Origin of the sequence: Robbsia andropogonis, from assembly GCF_000970345.1 — a bacterium.
GTDB classification, from domain to species: Bacteria; Pseudomonadota; Gammaproteobacteria; order Burkholderiales; family Burkholderiaceae; genus Robbsia; species Robbsia andropogonis.
On the sequence record NZ_LAQU01000040.1, the window covers coordinates 1 to 13,118 of the forward strand.

The 13,118-nt window shown below is 62.0% G+C and carries 9 protein-coding genes and 1 pseudogene; 8 read left to right on the forward strand and 2 right to left on the reverse strand.

Annotated features, from left to right (window positions below):
• Nucleotides 1–295 precede the first annotated feature (295 nt).
• Nucleotides 296–1,195: an extracellular solute-binding protein gene (locus WM40_RS22745; RefSeq protein ID WP_046154087.1), complete on the forward strand. Its 900-nt coding sequence runs from the start codon at nucleotides 296–298 to the stop codon at nucleotides 1,193–1,195.
• A gap of 33 nt (nucleotides 1,196–1,228) precedes the next feature.
• On the forward strand, nucleotides 1,229–3,277 hold the full coding sequence (locus WM40_RS22750; protein ID WP_236693647.1) for an ABC transporter ATP-binding protein/permease: 2,049 nt from the start codon (nucleotides 1,229–1,231) through the stop codon (nucleotides 3,275–3,277).
• Here WM40_RS22750 and WM40_RS22755 read toward each other — a convergent pair.
• Nucleotides 3,259–3,870, reverse strand: coding sequence for a superoxide dismutase (locus WM40_RS22755; protein WP_024905668.1), 612 nt, complete (start codon nucleotides 3,868–3,870; stop codon nucleotides 3,259–3,261). The two genes, WM40_RS22750 and WM40_RS22755, sit on opposite strands and share 19 nt — an antisense overlap.
• Nucleotides 3,871–4,104: 234 nt before the next feature.
• Here WM40_RS22755 and WM40_RS22760 point away from each other — a divergent pair, with 234 nt between their 5' ends.
• Entirely contained in the window at nucleotides 4,105–5,436 is a 1,332-nt protein-coding gene (locus WM40_RS22760) for a TIGR03862 family flavoprotein (RefSeq protein WP_024905667.1), read from the forward strand.
• A gap of 34 nt (nucleotides 5,437–5,470) precedes the next feature.
• Here WM40_RS22760 and WM40_RS22765 read toward each other — a convergent pair whose 3' ends face one another.
• Complete coding sequence (locus WM40_RS22765) at nucleotides 5,471–6,748, reverse strand: methyltransferase (protein WP_024905666.1); 1,278 nt, start codon at nucleotides 6,746–6,748, stop codon at nucleotides 5,471–5,473.
• A gap of 328 nt (nucleotides 6,749–7,076) precedes the next feature.
• Between WM40_RS22765 and WM40_RS22770 the strand changes: the two genes are divergently transcribed.
• The 5 genes and pseudogenes from WM40_RS22770 (at nucleotide 7,077) to WM40_RS22790 (ending at nucleotide 12,982) form a co-directional block, all read left to right on the forward strand.
• The gene (locus WM40_RS22770) at nucleotides 7,077–8,450 is read left to right on the forward strand and encodes a solute carrier family 23 protein (RefSeq protein WP_024905665.1); all 1,374 of its coding nucleotides are present in this window, start codon (nucleotides 7,077–7,079) and stop codon (nucleotides 8,448–8,450) included.
• 244 nt (nucleotides 8,451–8,694) lie between these two features.
• On the forward strand, nucleotides 8,695–10,203 hold the full coding sequence (locus tag WM40_RS22775; RefSeq protein ID WP_082103130.1) for an ABC transporter substrate-binding protein: 1,509 nt from the start codon (nucleotides 8,695–8,697) through the stop codon (nucleotides 10,201–10,203).
• A 131-nt stretch (nucleotides 10,204–10,334) separates the two neighbouring features.
• A complete protein-coding gene (locus WM40_RS22780; RefSeq protein WP_046154099.1) occupies nucleotides 10,335–11,264 on the forward strand; it encodes a carbohydrate ABC transporter permease in 930 nt (309 codons plus the stop codon).
• A 35-nt stretch (nucleotides 11,265–11,299) separates the two neighbouring features.
• Nucleotides 11,300–12,082 (forward strand): annotated as a pseudogene (locus tag WM40_RS22785) (carbohydrate ABC transporter permease); the annotation flags it as partial.
• 45 nt (nucleotides 12,083–12,127) lie between these two features.
• Nucleotides 12,128–12,982 carry an HAD family hydrolase gene (locus tag WM40_RS22790; protein ID WP_052738478.1) on the forward strand — a complete coding sequence of 285 codons (855 nt, stop codon included), beginning with the start codon at nucleotides 12,128–12,130 and terminating at the stop codon, nucleotides 12,980–12,982.
• The last annotated feature ends 136 nt before the right edge of the window (nucleotides 12,983–13,118 follow it).

Consider the following 13,118-nt stretch of genomic DNA (forward strand, 5'->3'; position numbering starts at 1 on the left):
CAAGTACCTTCTCTCACCACCGCCCCACCACCACAACAAACGCTTCGCCTTGTCTGCAGCGGGGAGCCGAATAATAGGACACACCCAGCAAACCTGCAAGTACTTTTGCGTTTTTTGTGGGTATTGCCATGCCAATGACTGCCGCACCTGCGCGTCACGCTACTTACAGGAATTGGTACACTGCACAAGCGGCATATTTCCAGCAATATAACGCCTTGACGCATCCCGCATCTTAAGACGAGGAGCCAACATCGTTATTCATCGACTGCTCAGCTCGCCACAAAGGAGAAAGCCCGTGTCCCCCACCGACCGCCGCGCCGTATTAGGTAACGCGTTGTCCGGCCTCTTGCTTGCCGCCGCGCCATTGCTGACTTTCTCGGCCGCGCAAGCTCAGTCACAAAAGGTCAGCGTGTTCTATGCCGGCTCACTGGTCAACCTGATGGAGCGTAGCGTGGGACCGGCGTTCACAAAGGCAAGCGGCATCGACTTTGAAGGATATGCCGGCGGCTCGAACAAACTGGCCAACGAGATCAAGGGCAAACTTCGTCGCGGCGATATTTTCATCAGCGCCAGCCCCAAGGTCAACAGCACGCTGATGGGCGATACCAATGGAAACTGGGTCACCTGGTACGCGTCATTTGCTGAATCGCCCCTGGTCATTGGCTATAACCCGAAGAGCACGTTCGCCGACGCCCTGAAAACCAAGCGCTGGGACGACGTCTTGTCGACGCCGGGCATCAGGATCGGCCGCACCGATCCTAAGCTGGACCCGAAGGGTCTGTTCACGGTGAACTTTGTCCAGCACGCGGCAAGGGTCTATGACAAACCGGATCTCGTGAAAGAGACTCTGGGTTCGGAGGAAAATCCCGCTCAGGTGCTGCCGGAGGAAACATTGGTCGGGCGCTTGCAATCGGGTCAACTGGACGCGGGGTTTTTTTATTCCACCGAGACATCGGACCTGAATATCCCCTTCGTCACGCTCCCCGCCGAACTGAAAGAGAAAGCGCAATACACGGTGACCATTCTGAATCACGCGCCCAACGCGAAAGGCGCTCAGCGTTTCGTGTCCTGGTTGTTGAGCCCGGCGGGCCAGGCCTTGTTGAAAGAACACGGCATCGATATCGTGGCGCCAACGATCAGTGGCGACGCCGCCTCCGTCCCCGCCGCGCTGCGAACACAACTAGCGCCGCAATAACGGTCACTTACCACAAGACCGCGATGAAACAGCATGACCGACGTCCGCCCGGTAGACGGCTACCAGCGGGCCGCCTCGCCATCGTATGATGCAACAATGACATCGCCCGATCTCGACCGTAACGACCTCGCGCCATCGACGAATCGATCAGTGCGTCGGGCCCATGGACCGACGCCGCTCGCATGGCTCGGCGCCCTCCTCACGATCTATCTCTGCGCGCCACTGCTCGCCAGCGCGCCGCACATCGCATCAGCAAGCTGGACCGCAGTGGATTGGAATACGTTGCTTCACGCAACGGGCGTCTCGGCTGCCAGCGCCACACTCGCGGCGCTGATCGTCGCCCTCACCGGCGTCCCCCTCGGTTACTGGCTCGCGCGGCGACCTACTCACCTTGCCAGCGTCATCGCATTCGTCGTGCAGTTGCCCCTGGCCTTGCCGCCCCTCACGAGTGGCGTGCTGCTGCTGTTTCTACTAGGGCCCTACAGCGCGCTGGGCGAATTGACCCACGGTGCGCTGACCGACTCGTTCATCGGCATCCTGCTCGCCGGCATTTTCGTGGCAGCACCATTCCTCATCGTTGCGGCGCGCAGCGCCTTCATTGCCGTCGACCCGATGTTCGAAGACGTCGCTGCCACGCTCGGACATCGCCCCTATGCGCGATTTTTCTCCATCTCACTGCCGCTCGCCTGGCCCGCGATTCGTGCCGGCCTGCTACTGACCTGGCTTCGTGCATTCGGGGAATTTGGCGCAACGGTCATGGTGGCCTATCACCCGTATTCCCTGCCGATCTATACATACGTGGCCTTCGGCAGCGTCGGTCTGCCTGCCATGTTGCCGATTATCGTGCCGACCCTGGGCGTCTCGCTGCTTGCCGCACTGCTGGTGGCAATAAACGCGGTATGGAAGCCATCGCGACGCGCGCCCCGTTCACAGCCGGTTAAAACGCCTGCGAATCATGCACGGCCCGGACCACCGACGGCATCCGCCAGCATCGACAAGGACGATGCGACGAAGCCGGACGGGCGTTCCATCATGGTGGCGCTTGATACACGAATCGGCGACTTCTCGCTGAAGCTTCGCTGGGCGCCCAAAGCACGCAGGCTTGCCATTCTTGGCGAGTCCGGATCAGGCAAATCGATGACGTTGCGGCTTTTCGCCGGGCTGGCCCGCATTTCGCCTGGCGGCAGTGCGCACATCATTGTCGATGGGATACCCATACAAGACTTGCCAGCGGAAAGCCGCCATATAGCCTACGTTCCGCAAGACTTCGGACTGTTTCCACACATGACAGTCGCGCAGCAATGGGCGTACCCTCGGGATGCACACCCCGGAACCGTGCAAGCATGGTCCCGTAGGCTTGCGCTGGCACACCTTACTGACCGCTTCCCGGCGGAACTCTCGATCGGACAACGGCAACGGGTGTCGATCGTGCGGGCCATGTCCCGGCATTGTGGTGTGATCTTGATGGATGAACCGTTTTCGGCGCTGGATACCCCTAGACGGCGGGCACTGCGAACGAGCTTGCGTCAATTGCAACAGGAAATCGATGCGGTGACGGTGCTGGTCACCCATGACCCGGACGAGGCGGCACAGTTAGCGGACGAGATCCTCGTGCTAGACCACGGCCGGATGCTGCAAGCCGGCCCGACGCTCGACGTCTTCACGCGTCCCGCGAATATGAAAGTCGCATCGCTATTGGGCTTATCGAACGTGGGAGTGGGCGAGCTGGACCTCAAGGGGCGCATCGACATTGGCGGCGGCATACGCTTTCCAGTGGCGTGGGAAAAATTGCGGGGGTTGGAAGCCGGGGCCCGTGTCATGTGGCGGCTGAACCCGGACGCCGTGCGTCGCGTGCCTGGCGGTACGCGCGGGAATGAAGGCTTCGCGGCGCTTATCGAAGAGGTCCTGCTCGAGGGTGGACAGGTTCGCCTTGCCGTACGCGTCGGTGACAGCGTTCTTAAGCTACGGCCCCACACGTGGCGCGCGGCCGCCGGACTGACGATCCGCATCGATCTGGACAATGACGCGGTCGATGTCTGGCCTCTTGCGGACCACGCCAGCCCTCAGGCGCGCGCCGCCTGATATCGGCGCTCTACTTCGTCCCAGTCGATTACTTCATAAAACGCGGAGATATAGTCAGGGCGACGACTTTGGTACTTCAGGTAATACGCATGCTCCCAGACGTCCAACCCAAGAATCGGCGTATTACCGTGCGATAACGGACTGTCCTGGTTGGCGCTGCTTTCCACAACCAGTTCGCCGTCGGGTCGGACACTCAGCCAGGCCCAGCCGCTACCGAAACGCGTCTGCGCCGCACGCGTGAAATGGTCCTTGAACGCATCGAAGCCACCCAATTCATTATCAATCGCGGCGGCCACCTTGCCCTTCGGCTTGCCGCCGCCATTTGGCGACATGACCTTCCAGAACAACGCGTGGTTTGCATGCCCACCGCCGCTGTTGCGCACCGGCCCACGAATCTTTTCAGGCAAGGTCTCCAGTTCACGCAAAAGCGTTTCCACCGGCTTCTCTCCCAGCCCCGTTCCTTCAACCGCCGCATTTAATCCGTTGACATAGGTCTGATGGTGCTTCGTATGGTGAATCTCCATCGTCTTTGCATCGATATGCGGCTCCAATGCATCGTATGGATAGGGCAATTCCGGTAAGGTGTAAGCCATGATATTCGCTCCTCGTTCAATTGCTCATGTCGTCGACCTCACACGATTTCCGCGGCGTCGTTGGCATGCGGGAAGAAGGTGTCTCCCTCGTTTCGATAGTAGCCCGAGGCCTTTTACCCTAGCCCCTGACGGGGAAAGGGCTTTCTTCTCCTACAATGCAACCTTCGATTCCCGCCGCCGCGCCGCATGTCATCCGATAAGCCTCATTCGACCTCCGGGACGCCGTCTCTGGCAATGCTCGCCACACCCACCCCGGAACACGCGACCTTGCCGCGCGTGGTCATCATTGGAGCCGGTCCCGCAGGCCTTGCGGCCGCAGAAAGGATCGCCGCCGGTGGCGGCACGCGCGGGGTGCGGATCGACGTCTACGATGCCATGCCCTCCGTTGGCCGCAAATTCCTCCGCGCCGGCATCGGCGGTTTGAACATCACACACAGCGAACCGTACGACCTATTTCGCACGCGTTTCGGAAGGCGGCCTCCAGTGCTGCAAACAGCGCTCGATACCTTTCCCCCTGATGCCTTGCGCGCGTGGGCCGAAGCGCTGGGTGTAAAAACGTTCATAGGAACGTCGGGGCGTGTGTTTCCGGCCGAGATGAAAGCCGCCCCGTTGCTGCGCGCATGGCTGCAACAACTGCGAACGGCGGGTGTCACGTTTCATACGCGGCATCGGTGGCTTGGATGGTCAGACGCGGATCGCACGACATCCGGCGCGCCGGTACCGACATCGCCGCGCCCGGGCGGCCCGATACCGCTACTGCGATTCGCCAGCCCCGCAGGCGTCATCACGCAACGCGCGGACGCGGTCGTGCTCGCGCTCGGAGGCGGCAGTTGGCCGCAACTTGGAAGCGACGGCGCCTGGGTGCCCTGGCTCGAAGCGCAGCACATTCCCGTCGCACCGCTGCGCAGTGCCAACGGCGGTTTCAGCATTCATTGGAGCACGCATCTGCGCGATCGATTTGCCGGATCGCCGCTGAAATCCGTCGCCCTGTCGTTCACGGATCTCGCCGGAGAGACGCTGCGACGGCAAGGCGAATTCGTCATATCGACCCGCGGGGTCGAAGGTAGCCTGATCTACGCTTTCTCCCGTGCGCTGCGAGAGACGATCGAAGCACATGGATCGGCGACCTTCACGCTGGATCTGCTCCCCGACCGTGCTGCGCCATCGGTCGCGGAGGCGGTCGCGCATCCACGCGGCAGCCGGTCACTCTCCAGCCATTTGCAAAGCCGACTCGGGCTGACCGGTATCAAGACGGCATTGCTATATGAGGTGCTGGACAAGCAATCGATGCAAGACCCGGCTACCCTGGCGCAAGCCATCAAGGCGCTGCCCCTGACGGTCCTGGCAACCATGCCGCTTGCCGAAGCCATCAGTAGCGCGGGCGGTGTGATGTTTTCCGCAGTGGATGATCACTTGATGGTACGCAACCTGCCCGGCGTATTTGTCGCCGGGGAAATGCTCGATTGGGAGGCGCCTACCGGTGGCTATCTGCTGACCGCTTGCCTTGCCACCGGCCGGCACGCGGGGCAGGGGCTTACGCGCTATCTTCGGGGCGGTTCGGCGTGAAGGGGCCCACAGGCACGCAAGGACGATGCCGACATCACGCCACAGAGAGACGCCATAACGTCGTTGTCTCGGCAACGCGCGCCGCATGCAAAGGATCGTCCTTGTCTGATACGCGCGGGTGAACCGGCTTTGCCGTCGTCTTGCCAACCACCCGTAGTCCGGCGGCGGCAATGGCATCTGCCAGTTGCGTGGGCGCGCGCAGGCCCAGGTGCTCGGCAAAGTCGGACATGATCAGCCAGCCTTCGCCTCCTGGCGCGAGCCGCGCCGCCAACCCATTCAGGAAACCCAGCAACATACGACTGTTGGGATCGTAGACAGCCGACTCGATCGGTGAACTGGGACGTGCCGGCAACCAGGGCGGATTACAAACGATCAACGCCGCCGCTCCGGCCGCTTCAGGCGGAAACAAATCGTGTTGCACGAGCGAAATCTGTTCATCCAAGCCATGCCTGGTCACATTCTCGGCAGCGCAGGCCAGCGCACGGGGATCACTGTCGGTTGAGACAAGCCGGGCAACGCCGCGACGCGCAAGGACAATGGACAGCACACCGGTACCAACGCCGATATCAAACGCCAACGGCGTGTCCCGCAGCGCGGCAGGCAGCGGCGCGCGCGCCACCAGGTCGACATACTCGCCTCGGACAGGCGAGAACACGCCATAGTGCGGGTGGATTCGACCACCGGTCTGCGGTACGTCGACACCTTTCTTGCGCCACTCGTAAGCACCGATCAAACCGAGCAGTTCCCGCATCGACACCACCGAACCGCCAGCGGACGCTGCTGCGCCGTCCGGACCGTTTGCGCCATTTGCGCTGACGGCGGCGCCCGTGATGTTCCCACCATCCGATATCGGGTCATTAGACGCACCGAGCGGGCCATAGACCCACTCGCAGGCGGCCGACACGTCCGGTGCGCGCCGTAGCGGAATGCGGTAATCAGCGCCTAACGGCAAAAGCAACGCGCCCAACGTGCGTGCGCGCTGCGATTGCGCCAATCGATGCCGGTTGAAGGCATCGGCCATGCCCTGATTCATCGGCGCCGGCTTCCGGCCGCCTTTCTTGTCGATGCGGCGCCCCATCGCCTGGAGCAATTGCCGAGCGTTCTGGAAATCGCCGCGCCATAACAACGCCGCGCCTTCGCACGCCAGACGGTACGCCTGGTCGGCCGGCATCGTGTCGTCGGCAACGATCACCCGCTTGGGCACCGGTACGCTCGCCTCCGACCGCCACCGCGCCTGGTGCATCACGCCCCCCTCTTCCCACGTAATCATTGGCACATCGGCGCGCTGCCCACATTCATCACCACTCGTCATTCTCACCTCCATCATGCCTGCCGCCTCGATCGGTCACCGTGTCATGCCCTGCTGTGTCGGCCACTCCGCCACGATGCGACAGATCAGGGCTTTCGCCGGACCGCTCATAACTAATGGACGCAGAGTCTCACACCCTGACGTGCAGCGACAGTCGTTGTTCGCACTTTATTGGTCATTTTCTGGTTTCATCGTTATGCTGGCGCCGAATCCACCCCGCGATGCGCCCGGAGATCATCTCGGCGCCAAGCACCGATTGCGTATGCAATTTGTACACACTGCAAGGCACCGCGCTCATCGCGCGGCCGCCTCCAGACAATGAATGATTCCCATGGCTGACAACTGGTTTCCCCAATGGCGCCGCGTTCCCGCGAATGCCCTCGACGGTGCCCACCGCGTGATCGCTCCCGATGAACGCCCCCCGCTCGGGCAATTGCTGTTGCTGGGTGCCCAGCATACGGTGGCCATGTTCGGCTCGACGGTATTGGCGCCGTTATTGATGGGCTTCAACCCCAATCTCGCGATCCTGATGTCGGGGATCGGGACGCTGCTGTTTTTTGTTATTGTCGGCGGACGCGTTCCGAGCTACCTCGGATCGAGCTTTGGCTTTATCGGTGTTGTCATCGCCGTCAGTGGCTATGCGGGCCACGGCCCGAATGGTCAAATCGCCGATGCGTTGGGCGGTATCGTCGCCTGCGGTGCGGTCTTCGCGCTCACCGGACTCATCGTGATGGTGACGGGCAAGCGATGGATCGAGACCCTGATGCCACCCGTGGTGACCGGGGCCGTCGTCGCCGTGATCGGGCTCAATCTCGCGCCCGTCGCGATCCGCTCGGTCTCCCGGTCCGGCTTCGACAGCGCAATCGCGTTGATGACGATCGTCTGTATCGGAATGGTCGCCGTGCTCGCGCGCGGCGCATGGTCGCGCCTATTGATCCTGCTGGGCTTGCTGTCGGCCTATCTCCTCTACCTGATTGTCACCAACGGACTCGGCTGGGGACCGCCGGTCGATTTCGCGACAGTCGCAACGGCACCCTGGTTCGGTTTGCCGACAATTCATGCGCCGCGATTCACCTCGCACGGAATGTTGCTGATCTGCCCGGTGGCCATCATTCTGATTGCCGAGAACCTGGGGCATGTGAAGGCCGTGGGGGCAATGTGCGGACGGAACCTGGATGGATACCTCGGACGTGCCTTCATCGGCGATGGCGTCGCAACGATGCTGTCCGGCGCCGTGGGCGGCACGGGCGTGACGACCTATGCCGAGAATATCGGCGTGATGGCGGTCACCCGAATCTATTCCACCTTGGTTTTTGTCGCAGCGGCGGTTTTTGCGCTGGTGCTCGGGCTCTCACCGAAATTCGGCGCCTTGGTGCAAACGCTGCCGGCACCGGTACTCGGCGGTACCTCCATCGTCGTCTTCGGTCTGATTGCCGTATCCGGCGCCCGGATCTGGATTCAGCATCACGTCGATCTCAACGATACGCGTCACTTGCTGGTAGCCGCCGTCACGCTCGTGCTGGGCGCGGGCGACTTCACGATCCATGTCGGGGGGTTTCCGCTCGGCGGCATTGGTACGGCAACGTTTGGTGCGATTCTGCTGAATGCCTTGCTGTCGCTGCGCCGCGTACCATCCGCCATCCGCGACGCCGGTCCCGCCGACGCGGCAGGCGAGGTCGATCGCGACAGGCATCGTCCACACTGAACAATGCCGCAATCTCGTCTACGAGAGACAAATTCTCTCCCTTGACCGGTCTTAAGGGGTTAACTCTATGTTGACAGGGCAACAACGAAAAACTGATCATTAGCCCACCCGGTGATCAGTTATACAAAATCGCTCTGGAACAACAAGGTGCTGGCGCCCCTGCGGCGCACGTTCGCGGCTGGATCGTGTCCGCGGCGCACCCTGGCTTGTCCACGCCGGGAGGGCCGATCAGGAGACAAGCACGATGTCGTCGCACTTCCCGCAGCACGCCGCCACCACACCGTCGGCCGCCGATTCATTCCGTTCCCCGTCATCGACGCCCCGCTCGCCCTTCGCCGACGTCGCACCGGCCGTTGCCGGACCGCGAACGTACGGTGGCGACGTGCAAGCCGGCAGCCCATCCTTCGCTGCGCGGCGGCGCCGTCCCCTGGCGCGCCTGCTCGGCGCGTCGGTTTTTTCGCTGGGCACCGCCTGCGGCATTGGCTGGTCCGCCGGCGTGCATGCCGCAACCACCGTCACCATCGGCACGATCAACAACCCCGATATGGTGGAACTGCGCAAGCTGGCACCAGAGTTCGAGAAGGCACACCCGGATATCAAGCTGCGCTGGGTGACGCTCGAGGAAAACCTCCTGCGCCAACGTTTGACGACGGACATCACCACCGGTAGCGGCCAGTTCGACGTGATGACCATCGGAGCCTATGAGACGCCGCTGTGGGCCAAGCGTGGCTGGCTGACGCCGCTGACGAATCTGCCCGCCAGCTATGACGTGGACGATATCGTCAAGACGGCACGTGACAGCCTGACTTATCAGAACAACCTCTACGCACTGCCGTTTTACGTCGAAAGCTCGATGACCTTCTATCGAAAGGATCTGTTCGACGCGAAGAAGCTGACGATGCCGGCACAACCCACCTACGACCAGATCGCCGATTTCGCGTCGAAACTGCATGATCCCGCACATGGCGTCTATGGCATCTGCCTTCGCGGCAAGGCCGGCTGGGGCGAAAACATGGCCTTCGTATCACCGCTGGTCAACACCTTCGGAGGCCAGTGGTTCGACGAGAAGTGGCATGCGACGATCGATACGCCCGAGTGGAAGAAGGCCATCACGTATTACACGGACGTGCTGAAGAAATACGGGCCGCCCGGCGCCAGTTCGAATGGCTTCAATGAAAACCTGACGCTGATGTCTTCCGGCAAATGTGCCATGTGGATTGATGCAACCGTTGCGGCGGGCTTGCTGTACAACCCGAAGCAATCGCAGGTATCCGACAAGATCGGGTATGCCGCAGCCCCCATAGCGGTGACGCCGAAGGGCAATCATTGGCTGTGGATGTGGTCGCTGGCCATCCCGAAGAGTTCGAAATCGCAGGATGCGGCTAAGCAATTCGTGACCTGGGCCACGTCCAAGGAATATGTCGCGCTGGTGGCGAAGGATGAAGGCTGGGCGTCGGCCCCTTCGGGGACCCGTCGTTCCACCTACGCCAATCCGGAATATCAAAAAGCGGCGCCGTTCTCGTCTTTCGTCTTGAAGGCCATCGAGACGGCGAACCCGAACGATGCCACGCTGCACAAGGCACCGTATAGCGGCATCCAGTTCGTGGCGATTCCGGAGTTCCAGTCGTTTGGCACGGTGGTCGGCCAAAGCATTGCTGGCGCGCTTGCAGGCACGATGAGCGTCGATCAGGCGCTGAAAGCGGCACAAGCCACTGCGGATCGCGCGGTACGCGCGGGTGGGTATCAAAAATGACCGTCAAAACCGGACACGTGAGCCATCCCGGACGCGATGAGCACGAACAGCACGGCGACCGATCCGGCCGTGCGGATCGTATGGACTCGACGAAGGGCGCGTCCGGTTTGGAATCGGAGCGCGACGCCGGCATCGTCGCGCGAAACCGCGAGGATACCGCACGGGGCGGCGACAGCGCCGGGAGTCGCCGGCGTGGCCACCCCGCGCGCTGGCTGGCGCAGCCTTCGATCGTCCTGTTATTTATCTGGATGGCGGTGCCATTGGCTATGACGGTCTGGTACTCGCTGATCCATTACAACCTGTTGAACCCGGACAATAGGGGCTTTGCCGGGCTCCAGAACTACGTGTTTCTGGCCACGGACCCCTCGTTTATCCCGTCCATCCTGAACACGCTGGTCCTGATCGGGTCGGTGCTGGCGATTACGGTCGTCGGCGGTATCCTGCTTGCGGTGCTGTTCGATCGAACCTTCCCTGGACAAGGCATTGCGCGTTTGCTGGCCATCGCGCCCTTCTTCGTCATGCCGACAGTCGCCGCGCTGATCTGGAAGAACATGATCCTGCACCCGGTGTACGGCGTGCTGGCGAAGATTTTCGTGTTCTTCGGCTGGCAACCTATCGACTGGTTCGCATCGGCACCGATGACGGGTGTCATCATGATCGTTGCCTGGCAATGGCTACCGTTCGCTTTCCTGATTCTGTTCACTGCCATCCAATCGCTGGACCAGGAGCAAAAGGAAGCGGCGCAACTCGACGGCGCAGGCGCCTTCGCGATGTTTTTTCATATCACGCTGCCACATCTGCGACGTGCGATCGCCGTGGTCGTCATGATTGAGACCATCTTCCTGCTGTCGATCTTTGCCGAGATCTACACCACCACGAGCGGTGGCCCGGGCAACGCGACAACGAATCTGTCCTACCTCATTTTCTCGCTTGGCTTGCAACAGTTCGATGTCGGCCTGGCGTCGGCCGGCGGCATCCTCGCAGTAATCCTGGCGAATATCGTGTCGTTCTTCCTCGTGCGGATGCTGGCGAAGAATCTGAAGGGAGACTACGCATCATGAGCGCAAGCAAAAACCGCCTGCGGGACAACAGCCTGGGAGCGCTTGCCTGGGTGGTCTCCCTGCTGCTGTTCTTCCCCATCCTCTGGATGTTCCTGACTTCGATCAAAAGCGAACAACAAGCGTATTCCACCGCGTTTTCGTTCACCCCCACATTGCAGAGTTTTCGCGATGTACTGGCACACAGTGACTACTTTCAGTTCGCCTGGCATTCGGTGGCCGTGTCGTTCGGCGTGACGATACTGTGTCTGCTGCTGGCCGTGCCGGCTGCCTATGCGATGGCCTTCTTCCCGACCAAGCGCACGCAATCGCTGCTGCTGTGGATGCTGTCGACAAAGATGATGCCGTCCGTGGGCGTGCTGGTGCCGATCTATCTGCTATGGAAGAACTGGGGACTGCTGGACACGATAAGCGGCTTGATCATCGTCTATACGCTGATCAACCTGCCGATCGCCGTGTGGATGGCCTACACCTACTTCTGCGAAATCCCTCGCGACATCCTGGAGGCGGCCCGCGTGGACGGCGCCACCGTCTGGACCGAAATCATTCATCTGGTGCTACCGATGGCGCTGCCCGGCATTGCGTCCACCGGCTTGCTGCTGGTGATCCTGTCATGGAACGAGGCGTTCTGGAGCATCAACCTGTCCAGCTCGCAAGCCGCGCCCTTGACGGTATTCATCGCCTCGTTCTCAAGTCCCGAAGGCCTGTTCTGGGCCAAATTGTCGGCGGCCTCGGTGCTGGCGGTCGCGCCGGTGATGATCCTGGGGTGGGTATCGCAGAAACAATTGGTGCGCGGGCTGACGTTCGGCGCCGTGAAGTGATGCCCCGGTAAAGTGACGCATCCCTCACAGCCCGCGAGTCAAGGCATGAAAGAAACGATTACCATAACGCATCACCAACCTGACGGGACGCCCGCGGTACACGCAGCGACCGGGCCGGGCACGCCCGCCATCAAGGTTCCGGCTAGCCCCGTCACCCATCTGGTCTGCGATTGCGATGGCGTGCTGGTGGACAGCGAGGCGGTTGCCGACGAAGCGATGGTCAGCGCGCTGTTCGCCACGCTGACCGCCGCGCAGTCGCCACAAGCGGTCACAAACCGCCCGATCACCCATGCGGCAGTGGAGACGGAAGTGGGCGCGCGTCTCGGCCTCACGATCGATCACGTGATCGCCGCGGTTGCCGACTGTTTCGGCATCACATTGACAGCGGCGGCGCAGGACAGCGTGCGCCTGGCGGTGGAGGCGGCAGTACGCGCACGTCAGACGGCGGTGCCAGGCGTGACGCAGGCCTTGCACGCGCTGGCCGCCAGCGACCTGCCGCTGGCCGTTGCCAGCAACAGCACGCTACCGCGCGTGCAAGAAGCGGTGGTCGTGGCGGGTATTGCCGAACTGGTCGGTGAGCGCATCTATACCGGCGAACGCGTGGCCCACCCAAAACCCGCGCCCGATGTCTACGTCGCGGCATGCGCGGGCTTCAAGGCACCCCCAGCCCAATGCGCGGCGGTGGAAGACAGTGTCACCGGCGTCACGGCAGCCGCTGGCGCCGGCATGCAGGTGATCGGTTTCGCCGGCGGCACGCACCTGGGCGATGCACGCGCGCATGCGACGCTGCTACACGCGGCAGGTGCGTCCTGGGTATTCGAGGATATGCGCCATCTGACGGCGATTCTGGCCGCATTGCGCGCGGGCAAGGCCCCCGAGCCACGGTATCTGCTCTTGTAGGATATAGCGGCGCGCGGCACCGGCAACACGGCCGATACCGCGGACGCCAACGATAACGAAACGTTTCTACCGGCATCCACCGCCGTTCGAACGTTCACCGCCGAACAGCGGAACACGCAGGGACTTGGAGACAAGA